Source organism: Edwardsiella piscicida, from assembly GCF_001896205.1.
Lineage (GTDB): Bacteria > Pseudomonadota > Gammaproteobacteria > Enterobacterales > Enterobacteriaceae > Edwardsiella > Edwardsiella piscicida.
On the sequence record NZ_MPNU01000001.1, the window covers coordinates 617,877 to 640,758 of the forward strand.

24 protein-coding genes and 1 pseudogene are annotated in these 22,882 nt (G+C 60.2%); 13 read left to right on the plus strand and 12 right to left on the minus strand.

The genetic code is table 11. The features are described from left to right. Positions 1-2 precede the first annotated feature (2 nt). Together kdsD and BRD58_RS02770 are read right to left on the minus strand one after the other, a co-directional pair. On the minus strand, positions 3-989 hold the full coding sequence (gene kdsD / locus BRD58_RS02765) for an arabinose-5-phosphate isomerase KdsD (protein ID WP_012847374.1): 987 nt from the start codon (positions 987-989) through the stop codon (positions 3-5). A gap of 54 nt (positions 990-1,043) precedes the next feature. Beyond that, positions 1,044-2,033: a calcium/sodium antiporter gene (locus BRD58_RS02770; protein ID WP_012847375.1), complete on the minus strand. Its 990-nt coding sequence runs from the start codon at positions 2,031-2,033 to the stop codon at positions 1,044-1,046. Positions 2,034-2,313: 280 nt separating this feature from the next. Here BRD58_RS02770 and mlaF point away from each other — a divergent pair, with 280 nt between their 5' ends. The 7 genes from mlaF (at position 2,314) to murA (ending at position 7,151) form a co-directional block, all read left to right on the plus strand. Further along, the gene (gene mlaF / locus BRD58_RS02775; protein WP_012847376.1) at positions 2,314-3,144 is read left to right on the plus strand and encodes a phospholipid ABC transporter ATP-binding protein MlaF; all 831 of its coding nucleotides are present in this window, start codon (positions 2,314-2,316) and stop codon (positions 3,142-3,144) included. Beyond that, complete coding sequence (gene mlaE, locus BRD58_RS02780; protein ID WP_012847377.1) at positions 3,134-3,916, plus strand: lipid asymmetry maintenance ABC transporter permease subunit MlaE; 783 nt, start codon at positions 3,134-3,136, stop codon at positions 3,914-3,916. The genes mlaF and mlaE overlap by 11 nt, the downstream gene beginning before the upstream one ends. A gap of 4 nt (positions 3,917-3,920) precedes the next feature. Beyond that, complete coding sequence (gene mlaD, locus BRD58_RS02785; protein ID WP_069578165.1) at positions 3,921-4,454, plus strand: outer membrane lipid asymmetry maintenance protein MlaD; 534 nt, start codon at positions 3,921-3,923, stop codon at positions 4,452-4,454. Positions 4,455-4,474: 20 nt separating this feature from the next. Continuing rightward, on the plus strand, positions 4,475-5,125 hold the full coding sequence (gene mlaC, locus BRD58_RS02790; RefSeq protein ID WP_073381533.1) for a phospholipid-binding protein MlaC: 651 nt from the start codon (positions 4,475-4,477) through the stop codon (positions 5,123-5,125). Continuing rightward, on the plus strand, positions 5,122-5,436 hold the full coding sequence (gene mlaB, locus BRD58_RS02795) for a lipid asymmetry maintenance protein MlaB (RefSeq protein ID WP_012847380.1): 315 nt from the start codon (positions 5,122-5,124) through the stop codon (positions 5,434-5,436). The genes mlaC and mlaB overlap by 4 nt, the downstream gene beginning before the upstream one ends. 140 nt (positions 5,437-5,576) lie before the next feature. After that, the gene (gene ibaG, locus BRD58_RS02800) at positions 5,577-5,831 is read left to right on the plus strand and encodes a BolA family iron metabolism protein IbaG (protein ID WP_012847381.1); all 255 of its coding nucleotides are present in this window, start codon (positions 5,577-5,579) and stop codon (positions 5,829-5,831) included. A 63-nt stretch (positions 5,832-5,894) separates the two neighbouring features. Next, the gene (gene murA / locus BRD58_RS02805; RefSeq protein WP_073381534.1) at positions 5,895-7,151 is read left to right on the plus strand and encodes a UDP-N-acetylglucosamine 1-carboxyvinyltransferase; all 1,257 of its coding nucleotides are present in this window, start codon (positions 5,895-5,897) and stop codon (positions 7,149-7,151) included. 362 nt (positions 7,152-7,513) lie between these two features. On the opposite strand, the gene degS is transcribed toward murA, so the two are convergent. From degS to zapG, 3 genes and pseudogenes are all read right to left on the minus strand, one after another. Further along, the gene (gene degS / locus BRD58_RS02810) at positions 7,514-8,575 is read right to left on the minus strand and encodes an outer membrane-stress sensor serine endopeptidase DegS (RefSeq protein ID WP_012847383.1); all 1,062 of its coding nucleotides are present in this window, start codon (positions 8,573-8,575) and stop codon (positions 7,514-7,516) included. Positions 8,576-8,666: 91 nt separating this feature from the next. Beyond that, a pseudogene (locus BRD58_RS02815) lies at positions 8,667-9,961 on the minus strand (Do family serine endopeptidase). Positions 9,962-10,116: 155 nt separating this feature from the next. Next, positions 10,117-10,509 carry a Z-ring associated protein ZapG gene (zapG, locus tag BRD58_RS02820; RefSeq protein ID WP_012847385.1) on the minus strand — a complete coding sequence of 131 codons (393 nt, stop codon included), beginning with the start codon at positions 10,507-10,509 and terminating at the stop codon, positions 10,117-10,119. Positions 10,510-10,706: 197 nt separating this feature from the next. Here zapG and zapE point away from each other — a divergent pair, with 197 nt between their 5' ends. The 5 genes from zapE (at position 10,707) to sspB (ending at position 14,403) form a co-directional block, all read left to right on the plus strand. Beyond that, positions 10,707-11,840 (plus strand): cell division protein ZapE, encoded by a 1,134-nt coding sequence (gene zapE, locus BRD58_RS02825; protein WP_012847386.1) that lies wholly within the window; start codon positions 10,707-10,709, stop codon positions 11,838-11,840. A gap of 256 nt (positions 11,841-12,096) precedes the next feature. Then, the gene (gene rplM / locus BRD58_RS02835) at positions 12,097-12,525 is read left to right on the plus strand and encodes a 50S ribosomal protein L13 (RefSeq protein ID WP_012847387.1); all 429 of its coding nucleotides are present in this window, start codon (positions 12,097-12,099) and stop codon (positions 12,523-12,525) included. Between the two features lie 14 nt (positions 12,526-12,539). Next, positions 12,540-12,932 (plus strand): 30S ribosomal protein S9, encoded by a 393-nt coding sequence (gene rpsI / locus BRD58_RS02840; RefSeq protein WP_005281735.1) that lies wholly within the window; start codon positions 12,540-12,542, stop codon positions 12,930-12,932. A 335-nt stretch (positions 12,933-13,267) separates the two neighbouring features. Next, complete coding sequence (gene sspA, locus BRD58_RS02845) at positions 13,268-13,909, plus strand: stringent starvation protein SspA (RefSeq protein ID WP_012847388.1); 642 nt, start codon at positions 13,268-13,270, stop codon at positions 13,907-13,909. 2 nt (positions 13,910-13,911) lie between these two features. Then, positions 13,912-14,403: a ClpXP protease specificity-enhancing factor gene (gene sspB, locus BRD58_RS02850; RefSeq protein ID WP_012847389.1), complete on the plus strand. Its 492-nt coding sequence runs from the start codon at positions 13,912-13,914 to the stop codon at positions 14,401-14,403. Between the two features lie 217 nt (positions 14,404-14,620). Here sspB and nanQ read toward each other — a convergent pair whose 3' ends face one another. The 6 genes from nanQ to BRD58_RS02880 form a co-directional block, all read right to left on the minus strand. Next, complete coding sequence (gene nanQ / locus BRD58_RS02855; protein WP_069578169.1) at positions 14,621-15,097, minus strand: N-acetylneuraminate anomerase; 477 nt, start codon at positions 15,095-15,097, stop codon at positions 14,621-14,623. Then, a complete protein-coding gene (gene nanK, locus BRD58_RS02860) occupies positions 15,094-15,969 on the minus strand; it encodes an N-acetylmannosamine kinase (protein ID WP_012847391.1) in 876 nt (291 codons plus the stop codon). Before nanK ends, nanQ begins: the two co-directional genes overlap by 4 nt. Then, positions 15,950-16,657: an N-acetylmannosamine-6-phosphate 2-epimerase gene (locus BRD58_RS02865; RefSeq protein ID WP_073381536.1), complete on the minus strand. Its 708-nt coding sequence runs from the start codon at positions 16,655-16,657 to the stop codon at positions 15,950-15,952. The genes nanK and BRD58_RS02865 overlap by 20 nt, the downstream gene beginning before the upstream one ends. A 165-nt stretch (positions 16,658-16,822) precedes the next feature. Next, positions 16,823-17,524, minus strand: a complete 702-nt coding sequence (dsbI, locus tag BRD58_RS02870) for a protein-disulfide oxidoreductase DsbI (RefSeq protein ID WP_073381538.1) — start codon at positions 17,522-17,524, stop codon at positions 16,823-16,825. A gap of 16 nt (positions 17,525-17,540) precedes the next feature. Then, a complete protein-coding gene (locus tag BRD58_RS02875) occupies positions 17,541-18,212 on the minus strand; it encodes a thiol:disulfide interchange protein DsbA/DsbL (protein ID WP_012847394.1) in 672 nt (223 codons plus the stop codon). A 63-nt stretch (positions 18,213-18,275) separates the two neighbouring features. Next, positions 18,276-20,072: an aryl-sulfate sulfotransferase gene (locus BRD58_RS02880; protein WP_073381540.1), complete on the minus strand. Its 1,797-nt coding sequence runs from the start codon at positions 20,070-20,072 to the stop codon at positions 18,276-18,278. Positions 20,073-20,467: 395 nt separating this feature from the next. Here BRD58_RS02880 and BRD58_RS02885 point away from each other — a divergent pair, with 395 nt between their 5' ends. Beyond that, positions 20,468-21,469 carry a LysR family transcriptional regulator gene (locus tag BRD58_RS02885; RefSeq protein ID WP_012847396.1) on the plus strand — a complete coding sequence of 334 codons (1,002 nt, stop codon included), beginning with the start codon at positions 20,468-20,470 and terminating at the stop codon, positions 21,467-21,469. Here the strand turns inward: BRD58_RS02885 and BRD58_RS02890 are convergent. Beyond that, complete coding sequence (locus tag BRD58_RS02890; protein ID WP_073381542.1) at positions 21,454-22,872, minus strand: FAD-dependent oxidoreductase; 1,419 nt, start codon at positions 22,870-22,872, stop codon at positions 21,454-21,456. The genes BRD58_RS02885 and BRD58_RS02890 overlap by 16 nt on opposite strands. Positions 22,873-22,882 lie beyond the last annotated feature (10 nt).

Genomic DNA, 22,882 nt, shown 5'->3' on the forward strand with positions numbered 1-22,882 from the left:
CTTCAGACTACGCCGGCGCGCAGCATATCATGCATATGCACCACGCCGATCAGCCGATCGTTTTCGGCGACCAGCAGCGAGGTGATGTGGCGATCCTGCATGAGGTTCAGGGCATCGACCGCCAGCGCCGTGGGACGAATGCGGATCCCCCCGCGGGTCATGACGTCGGCGATTTTGGCATTATTTAAATCAATGCCCATATCGAATATACGGCGCAGATCACCGTCGGTAAAGATCCCGTCAATATGTGCATCGGGGCCGCAGATGACCGTCAGCCCCAGGTTTTTGCGGGTGATCTCCAGCAGGGCGTCGCGCAGCGAGGCCGTTGGCGAGACCGTCGGCACCTCGTCTCCGCTGTGCATAATATCGCTGACGCGCAGCAGCAGCTTGCGGCCCAGCGCGCCGCCGGGGTGAGACAGGGCAAAATCTTCCGCGGTGAAGCCGCGCGCCTGCAGCAGCGCCACGGCCAGGGCATCGCCCATCACCAGGGTGGCGGTGGTGCTGGTGGTCGGGGCCAGGCCCAGCGGGCAGGCCTCCTGCGGAACCCGGATGCACAGGTGGATATCGGCCGCGCGGCCCATGGCGCTGTCCGGATTGTTGGTCATGCAGATCAGCGTGACGCTCTGGCGCTTAAGGACCGGAATGAGCGCCTGGATCTCTTGGGATTCACCGGAGTTGGAGATAGCCAGCACGACGTCGCGCGGCTCTACCATGCCCAGGTCGCCATGGCTGGCTTCGCCTGGATGGACAAAAAAGGCGGAGGTGCCGGTACTGGCGAGGGTGGCGGCAATCTTACGCCCGATATGGCCCGATTTGCCCATCCCCATGACCACTACCTTACCGCTGCAGCGCAGCATGGCCTCACAGGCGCGGCTGAAGTCCTGGTTGATGAAATGGTCCAGCTGCGCCAGTCCTTCTCGCTCGATACGTAGGACATCTTTCCCTGCCTGCTGAAAATCAAAATCCGGCTGAAATTCCATATGTGACATTTTGTTTTCTCACGTCTCGCAAAACCACTGACTCGGCGGATCCTGCCCGGGGAGTCAATCCCAATACAACATCAGCGAAGGCTGCGTATACAGCAGCCCGATATAGGCGATAAACGCACACAATAGCAGCGCGCCCGCGAGGCGGCCGATGCTGTGCCTACGCCGCAGGCACAGCAGGGTCAGCACCAGCGTAAAGGCCAGCATAACCCAGTAGTCGCGGGCGAACGCGGCGCCGTCGATGAGGGGATTGCGCGGGCCGATTAACGCCGGTATCCCCAGTACCACCAGAATATTGAAGGTGTTGGAGCCAATGATATTCCCCAGTACAATATCATGCTCGCCCTTTATGGCGCCGGCGCAGGCCGTTGCCAGCTCCGGGAGGCTGGTGCCGACGGCGATCACCGTCAGGCCGATGATCAGTTCGCTGACGCCCAGATAGCGGGCCAGCACCGTGGCATTGTCGATCACCATGCGAGAGGCCAAGGGCAGGATAATAAACCCGAGCGCCATCCACAGCAGGGCAACCGGTAGACCGGTATCCCGCGGCAGCTCCGCGATCTGCTCTCGGGCATAGCTATCCTGACCGCCCGGCATTACCCTGTGGGCCATTTTAAGCATTAGCCATAAGAATGCGCCGAAAAAGGTCATTAAAATAGCACCATCAATACGATTAAGCTGATTGTCATACAGCAAAAAACCGCACAAGATAGTGGCCCCCAGGGTCAGGGGCAGTTCGCGACGCAGGATATCAGAGCGTACGGACAGTGGGCGGATCAATGCCGCACAGCCAAGGATTAGCAAGATATTGGTGATGTTCGACCCCAGAACGTTACCAACGGCCGTATCTATTTGATTATGCAGAGTTGCAGTCAAGGATACGGTCAATTCGGGCAGGGATGTTCCCATACTGACGATGGTCATGCCGATGACCAGCGGAGCCACGCCCAGCGCATGCGCAACGGCCGCTGCGCCGTACACCACACGGTCTGCGCCATACACTAAAAGTAGTAAACCGATGAGCATTAGCAGGGTGGCGAGCAGCATGCAGGATCCTTGGGTGAATGAAGTCCGGACCTCAGTGTCCGGCGACACAGTTTCTAACGTCTAACTGAACGCGGTCAGTCGGCCACCGATACCGCTGGCAGTAAGTAATTCACTTAATTTTGACGGTAGGCGGGATAAAAGTAAAACTTATGCTGCTATCAAGGCGGGAAATTCACTGTCTGAATGTCATAGTGACGAAAAAATAGCATTAATAACCTAGAAAAAGCACGTGGCTGTGTTTTGCTTGAGTTAGCTGATCAATAACCAGGAATAATTGTGGATGAATCATCAGGAAAATAATCTGGTGGATATCCGTGGAATGAGCTTTAGCCGCGGAAATCGCCAGATTTTTACCGACATTAATCTGACCGTTCCGCGCGGGAAGGTGACGGCGATCATGGGGCCATCGGGGATCGGTAAAACCACCCTGCTGCGTCTGATCGGCGGCCAGCTGCGTCCGGACCGCGGGGAGATTTGGTTCGACGGAGAGAATATTCCGGCGCTCTCCCGCGGCCGACTGTTTGAAGCGCGTAAGAAGATGAGCATGCTGTTTCAGTCCGGCGCGCTGTTTACCGATCTCAGCGTGTTTGACAACGTGGCCTTTCCGCTGCGGGAGCATACGCGGCTGCCGGAGAGCCTGCTGCGCACCACCGTACTGATGAAGCTGGAGGCCGTGGGGCTGCGCGGTGCCGCCGACCTCATGCCCTCCGAGCTGTCCGGCGGCATGGCGCGCCGGGCGGCGCTGGCCAGGGCTATCGCGCTCGATCCGCAGATGATCCTGTTCGATGAGCCCTTCGTCGGCCAGGACCCGATCACCATGGGGGTGCTGGTGAAGCTGATCGACGAGCTGAATCACGCGCTGGGCATCACCTGCGTAGTGGTATCGCACGATGTCCCCGAGGTGCTGAGTATCGCCGACCATGCCTATATCGTGGCGGAGCAGCGCGTCATCGCGCACGGCGATCGGCAGGCGCTGCGTGCGAATCAGGATCCGCGGGTGCGCCAGTTCCTTGACGGCATCGCCGATGGGCCGGTGCCTTTCCGTTACCCGGCGGGTGACTATCGCCATGCGCTGCTGGCATCGGGAGAGGGCTCATCACATGTTGCTTAATGGACTGGCGGCCTTTGGACGCCGTGGCATTCGGGTCTGCGCCGCCTTCGGTCGCGCCGGACTGATGCTCTTCAGCGCGCTGGTTGGTCGGCCAGAGCCGGGCAAGCAGTGGCCGCTGCTGCGCCGCCAGCTGTACAGCGTCGGGGTTCAGTCTCTACTGATCATTATCGTCTCAGGGCTGTTTATCGGCATGGTGCTGGGGCTACAGGGGTATCTGGTGCTGACGACCTACAGCGCCGAGGCCAGCCTGGGCATGATGGTGGCGCTGTCGCTGCTGCGCGAACTGGGGCCGGTGGTGACCGCCCTGCTGTTCGCCGGACGCGCCGGTTCGGCGCTGACCGCGGAAATCGGCCTGATGAAGGCGACGGAGCAGCTCTCTAGCCTAGAAATGATGGCGGTTGATCCGCTGCGGCGCGTGGTCGCGCCGCGCTTTTGGGCTGGGGTGATCAGCATGCCGCTGCTGACGGTGATCTTTGTCGCCGTGGGGATCTGGGGCGGCTCGGTGGTCGGCGTAGATTGGAAAGGCATCGACGCGGGTTTCTTCTGGTCGGCGATGCAGGGGGCGGTGGACTACCGCACCGATCTGCTGAACTGTCTGATCAAGAGCCTGGTATTCGCCATTACGGTCATGTGGATCGCGCTGTTCAACGGCTATGATGCGGTCCCCACCTCGGCTGGGATCAGTCGAGCGACGACGCGTACCGTCGTGCATGCGTCGCTGGCGGTGTTAGGGTTGGATTTTGTGCTGACGGCACTGATGTTTGGGAATTGATGCAATGCAAACGAAAAAAGCTGAAGTGTGGGTCGGTCTGTTTATGCTGATCGCCCTGTGTGCCGCCGTTTTCCTCTGTCTACAGGTGGCCAACGTGAAATCGCTGGGGAGCGAGCCGACGTATCGCCTGTACGCTACGTTTGATAACGTCGGCGGCCTGAAGGCGCGCTCTCCGGTGAAAATCGGCGGCGTCGTGATTGGCCGGGTGGCGGAGATTTCGCTGGATACTCAGACCTATCTGCCGCGGGTGGCGATGGACATCGACCAGCGCTACAACCATATTCCCGACACCAGTTCCCTGGCGATCCGGACCTCTGGCCTGCTGGGAGAGCAGTATCTGGCCCTCAACGTCGGGTTTGAAGATCCGGAGATGGGCACGGCGATTCTGAAAGACGGTGGCACTATTCAGGATACCAAGTCAGCCATCGTGCTGGAGGATTTGATCGGGCAGTTCCTGTATAAGAGCGGCGGCGAGAACGGTAACGCCTCCGCCAGTACCGCTCCCGCCGGCAATACGCCGGCGCCTGTCGCACATTAATCACAGCGAGGATGTTGAACATGTTGAAACGTATTGTGATGGCCGCGCTGCTGTGCGTGGCGCCCTGGTTCTCCGCGCAGGCCAGCGCCGCGCCGACGCTGGACCAAAGCAACCCTTATACCCTGATGAATCAGGCCGCCGCCGCGACCTTTAGCCGCCTGAAGAGCGAGCAGCCGCGTATCAAGCAGGACCCCGACTATCTGCGCACGATCGTGCGTGAAGAGCTGATGCCCTATGTGCAGGTGAAGTACGCCGGGGCACTGGTGCTGGGCCAGTATTACCGCGGCGCGACGCCGGCGCAGCGCGATGCCTACTTTAAGGCTTTCCAGAGCTATCTGGAGCAGGTGTATGGCCAGGCCCTGGCGCTGTATCATGGCCAGCGCTATGAGGTGGCCACAGAGCGTCCGCTGGGCGATGCCACTATCGTGACTATCCGGGTCACGATCTTTGACAATCAGGGGCGCCCGCCGGTGCGTCTGGACTTCCAATGGCGTAAAAATACCCAGACCGGCCATTGGCAGGCGTTTGACATGATTGCCGAGGGGGTCAGCATGATCACCACCAAACAGAACGAATGGGCCGCCATTCTGCGCGAGAAAGGGGTCGATGGCCTGACGCAGCAGCTGATCGTCGCGGCCAAACAGCCCATTACGCTGGACACCAAGCAGTGACAGCGCGGGGTGAACTGCGCTGGCGGCGCGTCGACGCGACCCTGTACCTGCAGGGGGCGCTGGAGTGCGATTCGCTGGATGCGCTCTGGCAGCAGCGCCAGACGCTGCTGACGGACATCACGTGTGTGGATATCAGCGAGCTGTCGCGGGTGGATTCGGCGGGGCTGGCCCTGCTGCTGCATGTGCAAAACCTGCGTCCGGAGACGCCGATACCGCTGCGGGGCGTCAGTGAGCGCCTGCGTACCCTGATAACCCTGTATAACCTGCAGGATATCGTAGTGTGCGCGGCGCCCTCGGCTAACCTTGCGTAATCCCTCGTAATAATCACCAAGCCCCCGTCAGCGGCGCCGATGGGGGCTTTTCACTGTTTAAGCCGACGCCACTTTCCTCTAATATGTACAGCCTATTCGCCTATTGCATAGGCTTGGTAACCCGAAAAGAATCGAACGCCATGAATAATGATCAAATCAAAGACGTGCTGATGAAGGCATTGGCCCTGCAAGAGGTCCATGTCACCGGTGACGGTAGCCATTTTCAGGTTATCGTAGTGGGTGAGCTGTTTGCCGGGATGAGCCGGGTTAAGCAGCAGCAGGCGGTTTACGCCCCGCTGATGGAGTACATTGCGGACAACCGTATTCATGCGCTGACCATCAAAGCCTATACGCCCGACGAGTGGCAGCGCGACCGCAAGCTGAGCGGTCTGTGATTTTGCGCCGTCGGCCAACGGGCGGGCGGCGGTAGATAACTGATTAAGCGAGAACGCAATTAAATGGATAAATTTCGTTTGCAGGGGCCGACCCGTCTCGACGGTGAGGTGACAATTTCCGGCGCCAAGAACGCTGCCCTGCCGATCCTGTTTGCCGCGCTGCTGGCTGAAGAGCCGGTAGAGATCCAAAATGTACCCAAGCTGCGCGACATTGACACCACCATGAAGCTGCTCAGTCAGCTGGGGGCCAAGGTTGAGCGTAACGGCTCGGTGCACGTCGACGCCAGCGGCGTCAACGAACTGTGTGCGCCCTATGAACTGGTGAAGACCATGCGTGCCTCGATTTGGGCGCTGGGGCCGCTGGTGGCGCGCTTTGGCCGCGGCCAGGTCTCGCTGCCGGGCGGCTGCGCCATCGGGGCTCGCCCGGTGGATCTGCACATCTCCGGCCTCGAGCAGCTGGGGGCGGAGATCCGCCTGGAGGAGGGCTACGTGAAAGCCTCCGTGCAGGGGCGTCTGCAGGGGGCACATATCGTGATGGACAAGGTCAGCGTTGGCGCAACCGTGACCATCATGAGCGCCGCCACGCTGGCGCAGGGCACCACTGTGATTGAAAATGCCGCTCGCGAGCCGGAGATCGTCGATACCGCCGGCTTCCTGAATACGCTGGGCGCGAAGATCAGCGGGGCCGGAACCGATCGCATTACCATTGAAGGGGTCGAGCGTCTGGGCGGTGGGGTTTACCGAGTGCTGCCGGATCGCATCGAAACCGGGACGTTCCTGGTGGCCGCCGCGGTCTCACGCGGGCGCGTCGTCTGCCGTCACACCCGTCCGGACACCCTGGATGCGGTGCTGGCCAAGCTGCGTGAGGTCGGGGCGGATATCGAGGTGGGCGAAGACTGGATATCGCTGGATATGCACGGCCAGCGCCCGAAGGCGGTCACGGTGCGCACCGCGCCCCATCCGGGTTTCCCGACCGATATGCAGGCGCAGTTCAGCCTGTTGAACCTGGTGGCGGAAGGCACCGGCGTGATTACGGAAACCATCTTTGAAAACCGCTTTATGCACATCCCTGAGCTGATTCGCATGGGCGCGCACGCGGAGATCGAAGGCAATACCGCCATCTGTCACGGCGTTGAAACGCTCTCCGGCGCGCAGGTGATGGCGACGGATCTGCGCGCCTCCGCCAGCCTGGTGATCGCCGGGTGTATCGCGCAGGGCACCACGCTGGTAGACCGGATTTATCATATCGATCGCGGCTATGAGCGGATCGAAGACAAGCTGAGCGCCATGGGCGCCCGGATTGAGCGCGTGGGCGAATAATCGCCGCCGCTGAGTGAAACAGCCCCCGCCGTCAGGCCGGGGGCTTTTTTATGCGCTGAACGGCGCCGCGGACGCCGGTGCGCGGTGCTTCAGTGGCATGGAGAGATCAGGACGTGTCCGGTAACGTTGCTGGCGGTTATTTTGCCCAGGACAAGGCGCGAGCGGCGAGCTTTGGCGGGCCTAAATGCACCGTGAGTAACGCCGTACGGGGCTAAAATAGCCCCAGCCCTGCGGGGCGCGTGTCAGAAGCACGAACGCTGCGTTGTCAGACTTGAACATAGTCCCACGATGTCCTGCGCTCGCCGCCTTGATTACGCGCGTCTGGCCCCGCGCCGACGACGCGCACCGTTACGGGATGCGCCCTAGTCTACGTTGGGAAACTCGGCGATGGTCACGTTCAGCTTCAGGCGCTCGCCGTTACGCATGATGATGACCGGCACCTCGCTGCCCGGGCGGATTTCCGCTACCTGATCCATCGTTTCCGTGGCGCTGATCGCCGGCTTCCCGTTGACGTTGAGGACGATATCGCCAGGGTGGATCCCCGCCAGGGCCGCCGGCCCGTTTGCGGCGACGCTATTGACGATAATCCCCTGAATACGCTCGGCGCTGGCCGGCTGATTACGCACCGGCACGATCTCCCGCCCGCCGATGCCGATGAAGCCGCGGATCACCCGGCCATCGCGGATCAGCTTGTTCATGATCTTGGTGGCGAGGGCGGTGGGAATGGCGAACCCGATGCCCTCCGGCGTCTCGCCGTCGTTGCTTTTATCCAGGGAGAGGGTATTGATACCGACCAGCTCGCCGAGGGAGTTGACCAGCGCCCCGCCGGAGTTGCCGTGGTTAATGGAGGCATCGGTCTGTAGGAAGTTCTGATGGCCGTAGGTGCTCAGGCCGACACGCCCGGTGGCGCTGATGATCCCCTGCGTCGTGGTCTGCCCGATGTTATAGGGGTTGCCGATGGCCAGCACCACGTCACCGATATGCGGTACCCGCTTGGGATTAATGGTGATCACCGGCAGGTTACTGGCCTGGATCTTGAGCACCGCCAGATCCGTCAGGGTATCGGAGCCGACCAGCATCGCCTCGAACCAGCGGCCATCCTGCAGGGCGACCACGATCTGATCGGCGGCGCTGACCACATGCTTGTTGGTCAGGATATAGCCTTTCTCATCCATGATTACCCCGGAGCCCAGGGTTTTGATCGCCAGCCCGCTGTTGCTGCCGCTCATGCTGCCGTTATACACGTTGACCACCGCCGGCGCGGCGCGTCTGACCGCCGCATTATAGCTTACCGGCTGCTCTTCGAAGCTCGCCTCGCTGAACAGCGGCATCAGGCCGTGGGGGCGCAGAGAGGGCAGAGCAATCATCAATACGATTGCCACGGCCAGACCGAGCAGAGTGGAGCGCAGCAGTTTTACCAGCATGGTTATCAACGTAGAGCGGAAAGGGTAATCGCAAGAATAACAGAGAAACGGGGAGTGGGGCAGCGCCCGCCCCCCGATTTTGTGCAGGCCATCAACGCAGCAGGAGGTACATGCCTTCGCCGCCGCGGATCAGATGCAGCGCGATAACCGGCGGGTCGCCGGCCAGCGCGCGGCGCAGGGCGGCGATATCGCGGGTGCGCAGGCGGTTGACGCCGATGATCAGATCCGCCTTATGCAGACCGATCTGCGCCGCCGGTGACCCTTTTTCTACCGTATCGATACGGATCCCCGGCGCTCCCTGGGCCTCTCCGGGGCTGAGGCTCGCCCCGGCAAGCGCCGGCGTCAGCGTCTCTCCCTGCACGCTGGCCAGCGCATGGTTTTCCAATGTCACGGTGACGTTCATCGGCTTGCCGTTGCGCAGCAGCCCAATCTGCAGCGCGGTGCCGGGTGCGACGGATCCCACCTTGGCCCGTAGCTCGGCGAAGCTGGTGATCGGGGTACCATTGAGGGAGATCAGCACATCGCCGGCCCGGATCCCGGCGCGCGCCGCGGCAGACTTGGGTAAGACCTCATTGACGAAGGTGCCGCGCGGGCTGTCCAGCTTGAAGGCGTTGGCCAGATCGGCGGTCATATCACGGCCCCGGATCCCCAGCACGCCGCGCTTGACCTCGCCGTATTTGATCAGCTGATCGCTCAGGCTGCGCGCCATATTGCTGGGGATCGCAAAGCCGATACCGATGTTGCCGCCGGCGGGGCCAGGATCGCGGTATTGATCCCGATCAGCTCGCCCTTGAGGTTGACCAGCGCCCCGCCGGAGTTGCCGCTGTTGATGGCGGCGTCGGTCTGAATAAAGTTTTCCAGCCCCTCCAGATTGAGCCCGCTGCGCCCCAGCGCAGAGACGATGCCGGCGGTTGCCGTCTGCCCTAGCCCAAAGGGATTGCCGACGGCCACGGCAAAGTCACCGACGCGCAGTTTATCGGAGTCGGCCAGGGGAATGGCCGTCAGATGACGGGCATCGATCAGCTGGAGCAGCGCGATATCAGAGGCGGCATCGCGGCCAATCAGTCGGGCTGAGTACTCCCGCCCATCCTCCAGCTGTACCCGGATCGATTGGGCATCGCGGATGACGTGGTTATTGGTCAGCACGTAGCCTTTATCCGCGTTAATGATAACGCCGGAGCCGAGCCCCTCCATGCGGCGGTGGCGCGGCGTCTGCTTGCCCTCGACATAGACGCTGACCACGGCCGGCAGAACCTTGGCCAGCATAGGCGCCAGGCTGGGCAGCGCCTGGCCGTTCAGGGTCGCCGGCAGCGATGCCTGGGCGGTGGGCAGCGCGCCGAGCGACAGGCTCAGGGCAAGAAGAAGGGGAAGCGATCTGCGGGTCATGGCACCATCCTACAATCTGTGGCGCAAGGGCTGCGACGGAGTAAGGGAAAAAAGATGAAGCGGCGGCGCGGCACGCGATGACGCGTACCGCCGGACGACGGGCTATCCAGGGTACGCGCAGGGCGCATCAGCGCCGTCGGGCGGCGCTGATGCGGTTAATCGTGGCGGTCGGCGCGCAGCAGGCCGGAGGCGCCCTCGGAATAGTCGCGCGGCGGGATTTCGACCGGCGCCTGATCGTTATCCGCTTCCGTCAGACGGTAGCGGAACGGATTATCATGCGCAGGCATATCCGGCAGCAGATTATTTGAGCTGGTCGCCATGTGCTGATACAGCTGACGGTAATCTTTCGCCATATTGTCGAGCAACTCGGCGCTGCGGGCAAAATGGTTGACCAGCTCCTGGCGGTACTGATCCAGATCGGTTTTACTTTTCTCCAGCTCATCCTGCAGCGTTTTCTGCTGGCGCAGTTTCCGGTTACCAAAGCGCATCGCCAGCGCACCGATGATGATGCCGACAACCAAACCAATAAGCGCATACTCCCAAGTCATGGTGACTCCTATTGTCTGAACAATCCTGCTCGTGTGATTACGCAGTTACGGGACATTCCCTAATACCCACACTATAACCGCTAACCGAGCCAGAGTGGAATCCCGTCGCTATTTTGCATATGGTTATGACTCACTGAAGGGGATGACGCAGGCGTTTAGCGCGTCGTCCATAATGCAGAATAAGGATACCCGCGCCGATGTCCTCGCCCTATGCTCTGACGCCCGATACGCCGCTGGCCCGCTACCGCGCGGCCCTGGCCGCCGGTGACTATCAGCCGGATGCCGCTCAGCAGAGAGCGGTGGAGGCGCTGGATGAGATCCATCGTCAGTGGGCGGTGCGCTGGCATACCGCCGGGCCGGCCGCGTGGCGGACGCGGCTGCCTCACTGGCTCGGTGGGCGGCGTACCGCGGAGCCCATCGTTGGGCTATATCTGTGGGGGGGCGTTGGCCGGGGAAAAACCTGGCTGATGGATCTGTTTTTTGACACCCTGCCAGGACAGCGCAAGCAGCGTCTGCACTTTCACCGATTCATGCTGTGGGTGCATGAGTCGCTGGCGGATAAACAGGGACAGGCCGATCCGCTGTCGGCGCTGGCGGATGCGCTGAAGGCGCAGGCGGATGTGCTGTGCTTCGACGAATTTTTTGTGACGGACATCGGCGACGCCATGCTGTTAGGTACCCTGCTGCCGGCGCTGTTCACGCGCGGGGTGACGCTGGTCGCCACGTCCAATATTCCCCCGGCGCAGCTCTACCCCAACGGCCTGCAGCGCAGCCGCTTTCTGCCCGCCATCGCCCAAATCCAGACGCACTGCCAGGTGCTGAACGTCGACGGGGGCACCGATTACCGCCTGCGCACCCTGACCCAGGCGCACCTGTACCTGACGCCGCTGGGGGCGCGCACAGAACAGGCCATGGAGGCGTTGTTTCTACGCTTGGCCGGTCAGACGGGGCAGATCGGCGGTACGCTGGCGATCAACCACCGCCAGATGCCGGTGCTACGGCGCGCAGAGGCGGTGGTGGCGCTGCATTTCTCCGCGCTGTGCGAGGCGCCCTGCAGCTCACGGGATTACATTGCGCTGGCTCAGCGCTATCATACGGTGCTGTTGCACGGGGTCAGCGCGATGGGGGCCGACCGTGAAGCGTGCGCACGGCGTTTTCTGGCGCTGGTGGATGAGTTCTATGAGCGCCGGGTGACGCTGATTATCAGCGCGACCTGCGATATGTTTGGTCTTTATCGCGGCGAGCGCCTGGCGTTTGAATATCAGCGCTGCCTGTCCCGCCTGCAGGAGATGCAGAGCGAAGCCTACCTGAGCCTGCCGCATCGGCCATGAGTGCGCACGGGAGGTATCGCCGCGCGCGGGCAATAAATTCCATCGCCGTGCGAAAAAGCGATCGATCTTTGAGGCCGACTTCTCTATAATCTCGCGACCCCACGTTACAACAAAGTTTTTTTCCCAAAAACTTTATGTGCCGGCATGGCTCTATTCGAAGGGGTAGGTTTGCTGGACGATGGTCGTGTGAACCTCAACACTGAAAATCGAAGCGTTGTGTTCACCAACGTGTAACTAAAAATTGGGTAAGCTTTTAATGAAAACTTTTACAGCTAAACCAGAAACCGTAAAACGCGACTGGTATGTTGTTGATGCTACCGGCAAAACTTTAGGCCGTTTGGCAACTGAACTGGCTCGTCGCCTGCGCGGCAAGCACAAGGCGGAGTATACCCCGCATGTGGATACTGGTGATTACATCATCGTTCTGAACGCAGAAAAAGTTGCCGTAACGGGTAACAAGCGTCTGGACAAGAAGTATTTCCACCATACTGGCCACATCGGCGGTATCAAAGAAGCGACCTTTGAAGAGATGATTGCTCGCCGTCCTGAGCGTGTAATTGAAATCGCGGTTAAAGGCATGCTGCCGAAAGGCCCGCTGGGTCGTGCAATGTTCCGTAAACTGAAAGTTTACGCGGGCAACGAGCACAATCACGCGGCGCAGCAACCGCAGGTTCTGGACATTTAATCGGGATATAGGCAATGGCTGAAAATCAATACTACGGCACTGGTCGCCGCAAAAGCTCCGCCGCTCGCGTATTTATCAAACCGGGTAGCGGTAAAATCGTTATCAACCAGCGTTCTCTGGAACAGTACTTCGGTCGCGAAACTGCCCGCATGGTAGTTCGTCAGCCGCTGGAACTGGTCGACATGGTTGAAAAACTGGATCTGTACATCACTGTTAAAGGTGGTGGTATCTCTGGTCAGGCAGGTGCGATCCGTCACGGTATCACCCGCGCTCTGATGGAGTACGATGAAACTCTGCGCTCTGAACTGCGTAAAGCTGGCTTCGTCACTCGTGACGCTCGTCAGGTTGAACGTAAGAAAGTCGGTCTGCGCAAAGCACGTCGTCGTCCGCAGTTCTCCAAGCGTTAATGGGTTTCTGCTTCGGCAGATCCTTAATGCTAAAAAACCCGGCCTGGCCGGGTTTTTTTATTTCCGTACGGCGTTGGTTTATTCGCTGTAAAGGATTTTATCCATGAAATCATTATCTGCCCCCCACAAGTACGCCAATTTCTGGTAAACTAGCATTCACTTTTGTCTCCTGTTGCAACGTATAAAATTTGAGCGCCGCAGGTCGGGATAAGTCAATGTTTCCGTTGTCTTGCCTTTTTGCGCCCGTAACTGTGCAACAGGCGCTGCGCGTCTCTCTATGTAGAGCCTGACGGGCACCTGTTCATACCGTTTTCTAGATAAACTTGGAGGTTTTCATGGCTGTCGCTGCCAACAAACGTTCGGTAATGACGCTGTTTTCCGGGCCGACCGACATCTTTAGCCATCAAGTACGCATTGTCCTGGCTGAGAAGGGTGTCAGCGTCGAGATCGAGCAGGTGGATATGGACAATCTGCCGCAGGATCTGATCGACCTCAATCCCTACCGCACGGTGCCGACGCTGGTTGACCGCGAGCTGACGCTGTATGAATCTCGCATCATCATGGAATACCTTGATGAGCGCTTTCCGCATCCGCCGCTGATGCCGGTGTACCCGGTTGCTCGCGGTGAGAGCCGCCTGTTTATGCACCAGATCGAGCGCGACTGGTACTCTCTGCTGTACAAGATCGAAAAAGGCAGCGCTCAGGAGGCGGACGCCGCCCGTAAACAGCTGCGTGAAGAGCTGCTGGCGATCGCGCCGGTCTTCGCCCAGAAACCGTACTTTATGAGCGATGAGTTCAGCCTGGTGGACTGCTATCTGGCGCCGCTGCTGTGGCGTTTGCCGGTGCTGGGCATCGAGCTGAGCGGCGCTGGTGCCAAAGAGCTGAAGGGCTATATGACGCGCGTCTTTGAGCGCGATGCTTTCTTGGCCTCGCTGACCGAGGCTGAGCGTGAAATGCGTCTGCATACCCGAGGCTGATGATGGAGCTGTCGCAAATGTCACCGCGCCGCCCTTTCCTGCTGCGCGCTTTCTATGACTGGCTGCTGGATAATCAGCTGACGCCGCATCTGGTGGTGGATGTACACTGCGCCGACGTGATGGTGCCGATGGAGTACGCGCGCGATGGGCAGATTGTCCTGAATATCGCGCCGCGCGCCGTGGGTGGGCTGGAGCTGGCCGATGATGCGGTGCGCTTTAACGCCCGCTTTGGCGGCGTACCGCGTCAGGTATATGTGCCCATGGCGGCGGTGATGGCTATCTATGCGCGTGAAAACGGCGCCGGTACGATGTTTGAGCCAGAGGCTGCCTATGAGCAGGATGGCGATGAGACGCGCGCCGAGACGGAGAGCGACGAGCCGGCCATGACGCTGATCGACGGCGATCGTTCGCCGGATAACGAAGCGCCCGCTGATGATGACGGCGGCGATGAGCCTCCGCCGCGCGGCCGTCCGGCCCTGCGCGTGGTTAAATAACGTAAACGTTAATAGAAACCGGGAGCCGAACCCGGTTTTTTTTGTCTGTTGAAAACCCCCTGCTAGGCAGGGGGTTTTGTTTTGTTTTCGCGTAGCCCGCGGGGAAAAGGAGAAAAAAGTGTGATGCCCCACATAGGGGGAGCAGGGCGATCACACGTCAAAGAGGATGGCGGACATCGCCGGCAGGGGTATGCCGAGAGCCATATCCAGACTGCTGTTATTTCTCTTCCTTAAGACAGTCGCGGTGCAGTTTTACGACGACTTTCCGAATGGGGTCTGACGTCCGGCTGATACAGCCGGGCTTATGGGGTTCTCCGGGGAGAAAGACCGCAAACATCCCCGGCGTCATGATCAGGCGCTGCGGCTGCGCCATGGCGGCACACAGCTGATAGTCTCCCTCCTGCTGGTAGGGTTGGCATTCGCGCGCCTGGCCTGCCAAGGCAAAGTCGATACGCTCTTCGCCCTGTAGCACCAGCTGAATATCCAGATAGTCGCGGTGTATCTCGCCCTGTTTCTCCTCCGCACGCTGTGGCGTTAGCGTCATGACATTCATATACAGCCGCTCGCCGTCGATGGGGTGCGTACCGTTTTCCAGCTGCGCTGCGCCGGCCTCCAGCGCGCGCTGCAGCGCTCGGCGAATGGGGGTAGGCAGGTCGCCGCGCTGGGCTAAATCATCAATATGTCCAAGTATCATGCTGTTTCTCTCCGACTCCAGAGTGCCGCACCGATCAGGCCGGCATCGCGTTGATGGCGGGCTGAATACAGCGTGGCGTGGTAAGCGTGCGGCATCTGCCGCAGAAAATGCTGAACCTGATCCAGATAGCCTGGTGCTAGGCCGACGCTGCCGCCGATCACCGCGCACTGAATATCCAACGTCGCCCGCAGATCGGCGATCAGCTGAGCGATCGCCTGAGCCGAGCGAGCGATGAGCCGCTGTGCCTGGGCATCGCCCGCGGCGGCCCGTTGAAAAATAGCGCGGGCATCGAGACCGACCAGATCGTCCTGCGCCGCCGCGGCGATGGCCCGCCCTGAGGCAATGGACTCGACGCAGCCGCTGCGACCGCAGCCGCAGCGTGGCCCCGCCGGATCGGCCAGGGTATGGCCAATGTGGCCAGCGAAGGCACCGCGCCCGATCTGAAGGCGGCCGTTGAGCACCAGCCCGCCGCCTACGCCGGTCGATACCGTAATGAACGCCATATCCTGACCGCTGGGCGTCAGGGCAAGGTACTCAGCCCAGGCCGCGGCCTGGGCGTCATTGAGAAGATGGCAGGGCAGCGCGCTGAGCCTCTCAATGCACTCCTGCAGCGGAAAACGGTTTAGTCCGCCCAGGTTATCGGGGTTCAGGGCGCTGAGGATCCCCTGATGAATAATGCCGGTAGAGGCGACGGCAACCCTATCAGCCATTCCGCGATAGCGCGTGATTAGCTGGGCGAGCGCCTGCGTTAGAGCCTCCGGGTCACCGCTGGCCGGCGTGGCAGCCTCGACGCGTTGGCTCAGCTGGCCATCGACGTCGACCAGCGCCGCCGCCAGCTTGGTTCCGCCCAGATCAATGGCCAGCGTATTCATGATGCGCCTCCGCCTGGAGAGCCTGGCAATACCATTGACAGATGTGCTCAATGCGGGTGATAGCCGAGCCGACGGTGACGGCCCAGGCCCCTTGGGAGAGCGCCTGCGCCGCCTGCGACGGCGTGTTGTAGCGCCCTTCGGCGATCACCCGGCATCCGGCGTTGCTCAGCGCGTGCACCAGCGCCAAATCTGGCTCGCAGGGCGTCTCTCCGTTGGTGTAGCCGGAGAGCGTGGTGCCGATAAAATCGCAGCCGAGGTGCTGACAGTACAGCCCATCCTCCAGCGAGGAGCAGTCGGCCATCGCTAGACGTCCATGGTGCTGTATTCGCGCCAGCAGGGCCTCTCGCTGCTCCGGGCGGGGGCGCAGGGTGCCGTCAAAGGCGATGATATCGGCACCGGCCTGAACCAGATCGTCAACATCGCGCAGGAAAGGGGTAATGCGTACCGGCGAGTCATCCAGATCGCGTTTGATGATCCCGATAATCGGCAGGGTGACGCGCGGGCGCACCGCCTGCAGGTTGGCCACGCCTTCGATACGCAGCGCGGCGGCTCCCGCCTGGGCAGCGGCCGCGGCCATCGCGGCGACGATCTCCGGGCTATCCATCGGGCTATCCGGCACCGGTTGGCAGGAGACGATCAGGGCACCGTTGCGTTGAATATGCTGTTGCAGAGTGGTGAATACAGACATGGCACCTCACCTTGATTACGCTTTAGAATTGAACTCCATATGAATTTATATTATGGAGCAATACTCCATCAAGGTAAAATGCAGCAAAGCGTGAGTAGGGTCAAACTATCGTCCGTGAGCGTGCGACGAGGGAGGGCGGTGGCGGAGTTAAACTCCGCCAGTGGTTTAGCGGGGGGGAGAGGCGGTAGGATCTGCGGGCATCGCGCGGCGGCGCAGCAGGTGGATAGCCCAGGCTACGCTCATGATCACCAGGATCGCAAAGCACAGCGCAAAGGCCAGGAAACAGGCCTGCGCCATATTCATAAACTGCATGGAGGGGATCAGATACCAGCCCTCAGCCTGCACGTACATGTCGATAAACCACTGCTGTACGCTGTCCAGCGCCACGCCCTGTGGCACCATCGGCGCATCGTAGCCGCAGTCGCCGGTCGGCTTAAACCAAGAGGGGGCCCACTCGGCCAGGGGCAGCCCGAAGGGAAAGCTGGGATCGGTGGAGCATCCCTGCACGCCAAACAGCGCGTCTGGACTGTGCACCGCATGGTGGATCCCATTCAATTTGATGGAGTACCCCATGCCGATGATGGCGCCATAAAAGGCGGCGATACAGCCGAACAGCTTCAGCGCCAGATTGCGGGGGTTGATCGCCGCGACCAGTCCGCCGATGACCATGACAAACATGGCAAAGCGGATATAGACGCACTGTTCGCAGGGGGCCATGTACAGGTAGATCTGAAAAAAGGCGTGTGCCAGGACGATCAGCCCGCCCATGGCCAGGGCCATCAGCAGCCAGAGAAAGCGCTGCTCCTGCCAGCGAACCAGCGTTTCGACCGGATTTTGGCGTAGGTCACTCCACATTTTTGCAAACATAGCGATCATCCTTAGGCTACTTGGCAGCCAGTTCTTTGACTAAATCGGCCATGGAGTCGACGGATTTGATGCTCTTGGTCATGATCAGGTATTTACCGTTGACCACATAGGCCGGTACGCCCTGGATCTTGGCGACGTCGTAGGCGGAGGCCTTCCATTCACCCAGGGTCTTTTGCACCGCGGGATCTTTCAGCCCCCCCTCCAGATCGGCTTGGCTTAGGCCAGCGGCGTCCAGCCCGGTTTGGGTAAAGGCAGCCGGATCCTTGCCATCCTTCCAGCGCTCTTTTTTATCATGGTAGGCCGCGTAGTAGGCAAACTTGGCCTTTTTGAACTGAGAAGCGTCATCGAAGATGGAGACGCCGGCGGCGCGATCCTTATTGAGCAGTACGGCGAGAATTTCACTGCCCTGTGGCCCATAGACCCCCTTGGTATCCAGGTGGTACGGCTCGAAGCGTACGATATCCTTAACCTTGTCGCTGACGGGGCCGGTGACCGCTTTGTCATACTTGTAGCAGAAGGGGCAGTCGTAGCTGAAGACCTTGATCAGGGTCTTCTGGGCATTGGGAATCGGCTTTTCCAGCACCACGTAGTCCGTGCCTTCGCTGAAGGCGGCGGCGCCGAAGGCGCAGGTCAGCAGCGTGGCGCCCAGCAGGGCTTTAAGGTGTGTTTTACCCAGGGTTAAATGCATAGTGGAGACTCCTTTCCTAAAGCGATACGGAATGGGCGTACCCAGGGGGCACGCCCATGGACGTTACAGGAACAGCCCCTGCGGTCGGATCAGCGCCGCACGGTAATGGGTTTGGTTAGCCTTATCGGACAGGACGTCCAGCTCGACCTTGACCTCTTTGGTCTTATAGTCGATCTCGTTCAGGCGACCGGTGGTCGGCTGGCCCGGCTCAAACAGATTGGTCGAGCCGCCGAAGCTGAACATGGTGTCGCGATCCGGCTGGTATTCGACGATCGAGGTGATCGGGTTGTACCATTCATAGCCGCGATCCTTGCCATACTCCCAGAGCTGCTGCACGGTCATATTCTTTTCATCGATCTTGTACTCCACGATGCGCGAATATTTCATGGTGGGCAGCGCCGGCTGCTCCAGGTGGCGGCCATCGCCGTTGTCGAAGACCGTCAGGGTGCCCTTGGGCGACAGCCAGGCGGTGTGCTGGGTATAGGAGAAGTCGAAGTCGCTGTTCTCGCAGACGCCCTTGGCGCTGCAGTTCAGCGGTTTATTCTGCGCATCAACCGGCTTGAGCAGCTTGGCGGAGAGCTTCTCATTCCAGCCCTCAGCCGGCGCCAGGATCCACTTCACCTGCTTGTCGCGGCCAATTTTGATGACGCCCTGGTGACGGGAGGAGAGGATGATGCTGTCATCTTTGGGATCGTAGGCGATGGAGTTGACGTGGGCCCAGTTACGGCCTGGGCCGACGCCCAGCGCATCGCCAAACGGTGTATCCGGCTCCAGCTTGGCCTGCTTGCCCGCGTGATCCAGATCGACGTTAACGCAGACGGCGCCGGCATCGAGCGCGCCGAGCAGGCTGTCGCGCAGCGGATCGAGGATCAGGTTAAGATCCCAGACGTCGACCACCCGTCCCGCTTTGTCCACTTCTAGAATATGGTCGCGGATGGTGTGTACGCGCTGCCCATCGTCGCGCAGGTAGTTGCGCTTGCCGACGCGCAGCATTACGTTGCCGTTGGGGATCTCGATCGACTCATGGGTGGCGTCGAGGTAGCCACGCGGTAGGCGGTGATTATTCAGTACCTGACCCATCATGTCGAACTCGTACCAGTGCTGCCCCTGAACGGCGGTAAAGGTTCCGCGTGGCGTCTCCCGGATCCCCATCAGGTAACCGCGCTGGTTGATGTCAACATCATGGCCGTTATAGAGCGTATCTTGATTCAGCCACCAGCGATATTCACCCTGGGTGTCGACAATAAAGGTAAAGGGCGCGATATCGAATGGCAGGGATCCGGTCGCTGGGCTCGCATCCAGCAGACCTGCATTTTTATCTTTTTCGCCGCTCCAGTGCAGGTCAGATCCCTGTGGGGTAAAGGTATGGGTATTGACTAAATAGAGACGGTCCTCAAACCCCTTGGCGACTTTAACCGGTTTCACCGGCTGTAAATCGGTGAGTGAGCGGTTATCCATATATTTATTGACGATGGCAGAGGTTCGGATGGTATAGGCATCTTTTTTGAGTTTGCCGCCCTCTTTATATTCAACTGTGACCTGGTTATCATGTTTTTGATACAGACCAAAAATGGGAATGCCATCATAGGTTAACAGGGACTGTTTACCGACGGGATAACTGACGGCAACGCCATTTTTCCCTTTCCCTTGCACGGTAACGTTGACGTCGGAGATGGCGTGTCCATTCAGATTGATTAATGCCGTGAGCGGTGAATTGCCATAGGGGTCAACGACGACGGCGCCGAGATTACCGACGGCCGGCGCTGCCGGCATACCGGCGGCGTGAACTACGGGAGAGACGGCGCCGATGGCGAATGCAATGGCACCTGCGACCAGCGTTTTTCTGGTTGTGCTGAGCATGGTATTCTCCTGACTTTGCAATAAATCCATTTTTATCATCAGTGGACAGCCCACGTTGGGTTGCATGCCGTCCGCGCTATCCCAAAAGGGGAATTCGGTATCTTCTACGCCGCGGGGCGCAGGATAAATAGGGCGATGATGAGCAATGATGGATGGCTATCATTGTCGTGATAAACAGGGCTATTACGCAGGCGAATATATTTCGTTAAATTTAATCTTACTTGAATTATTTTTATTTGTTATTAATTAATCTGCTTGGCGATATGTATATGTTGGCGGCGCCATAGTATTATTATTTGATACATATCACGTAATTAACCGCAGGCTTTATTTCTTTTATACCGATATTAGGTTATCTCTATTCGGAGATAAATGCTTATTTCCGGATAACGATCATGCGTAAAGTGGATAATGTTGCCGTAGACAGCGAGCTATTGGCCCTATTCCGTGCACTGGCGGAAACCGGCTCTTTGACGCAGGCCGCCGGCCGGGTTGGCTTGAGCCAAGCGGCGGCGAGCCGGGCGCTGAGTAAGCTGCGCGCCGTTTTTCAGGATCAGCTGTTTGTGAAGGGGGGCTATGGCATGCAGGCGACGCCGCGTGCCCGAGAGCTGATGCCGCGGGTCACCGCGGTGCTGCAGGCGCTGGATCATTTGACGATGCCCTATGAGTTCGATCCGCAGGCGCTGCGGCGAACCCTGTACCTGGGGGCGGTGGACAACGGTGTCTGGATGATCTTTTCACGGGTCGTTAAGTCATTGTTCCAGCAAGCGCCTAATGCGCGAATTGAGATCCTGCCCATCGGTGACGATCTGTTTTCCAGCCTGAAGTTCGGCCGTATGGATCTGGCCATTTATCCGCTGATCGATATTCCGCCCGATTTTCACGAGGCCAACCTGTTTAAGACCACCTTTTCCTGCCTGGTGCGTCAGGGGCATCCGCTGGCGCGTCAGATGCTGCGCGGTGAGACGCCGACCTTAGCGCAGATCAACGCCTATCGTCGGCTGCAGGTGAGCCTGCACGACGGTCAGCCTGGCGCTACGGTGGGGAACGCCGTCCATCGTCAGGGAAAAGACTATGATGTCGCGATGTCAGTGCCCTACTTTTTGGCGGCGCCGATGCTTCTATCGCAGACTGACTTTGTTCTGACCCTGCCCACCCAGACCGCTCGCCACTTTTCCCAGATGGCCAACCTGGCAATCCTCCCCTACCCAGATGGCGAGACCACCTTCTATACTCGGCTGATCTGGCATCATCGGGTACACCATGATCCGGTGATCCAGTGGCTGCGGACGCTATTTTTGCGCTTCGCTTCAGAGGAGGCGGCGCTGGAGAGCGCGCGGGATAACGCCGACGCCGCGGGATGCCGCGTCGGCGCTGAGCGCTACACGCAGAGATAGTTCAGGATGCCCTGAGCCGCTCGGCGTCCCTCTGCGATGGCGGTCACCACCAGATCGGAGCCGCGTACCGCATCGCCGCCGGCGAAAATCTGCGGGTTACTGGTCTGATAGGGGTAGTCGCCGTGGTCTGCGGCGACGATGCGTCCTTGGGCATCGAGATCCACGCCGTGCTCCGCCAGCCATGTCATGGCGTGCGGGCGGAAGCCGAACGCCAGTATCACCGCATCGGCCGCCAGCGTGACCTCGGCGTCGGGTACGAGGCGCACGGCGCGTCGGCCGGCGGCGTCCGGATCCGTCAGCGTCGTCTGTGCCATGCGAACGCCGCACACCCGCCCGGCGGCGTTGGTTTCAATGGCCAGCGGCTGCAGGTTGAAACGAAACGCGGCACCCTCTTCGCGGGCGTTTTTCACTTCGCGCCGGGAGCCGGGCATATTGCCCTCATCGCGGCGATAGGCGCAGGTGACCTGGGTCGCCCCCTGGCGCAGGGCGCTGCGTACGCAGTCCATGGCGGTGTCTCCCCCGCCGAGCACCACCACCCGTTTGCCATGCATGGAGACGTAGGGGGTCTGAGGATCCTCGGCATAGCCCATCAGATGGCGGGCGGTGGCGATAAGGTAGGGCAGGGCGGAGTGTACGCCGCTGGCCTCCTCCTGCTCCAGTCCGCCGGGGAGGGCCTGGTAGGTGCCGACGCCGAGAAAGACCGCGTCAAACTGGCTCAGCAGACTCTCCAGCGTGATATCGCGTCCAATCTCGGTATTCAGATGGAAACGGATCCCCATGGCGCTGAAAATCTCGCGCCGACGGACCATAACCTGTTTTTCCAATTTAAACGCGGGAATGCCAAAGGTGAGCAGTCCACCGATCTCCGGGTGGCGATCGAAGAGCTCGGCCTGTACGCCGCTGCGGGCCAGCACGTCGGCACAGGCAAGGCCCGCCGGACCGGCGCCGACGATGGCGACCCGTTTCCCGGTGGGCTGTACGCCGCTGAGATCCGGCATCCATCCCTCGGCCAGCGCTTTGTCGGTAATGTAGCGCTCTACGCTGCCGATAGTGACGGCACCGAACTCATCATGCAGCGTGCAGGCGCCTTCGCACAGGCGATCCTGCGGGCAGACTCGGCCGCACACCTCCGGCAGGCTGTTGGTCTGGTGGCTGAGCGTCGCCGCATCCCAAATACGCCCTTCGTTGGCCAGCTTCAGCCAGTTGGGAATGTAATTGTGCAGCGGGCAGCGCCATTCGCAGTAGGGGTTACCGCAGGAGAGGCAGCGATCGGCCTGCGCCTGCGCCTGGCCGTCGGAGAAGGGTTCATAGATCTCGATAAATTCGCCCTGGCGCTGCTTTAGCGGCTTTTTCGGCGGATCGATACGCTGTAGTTCGATAAACTGATAGACATTCTGACTCATGATTTCTCCG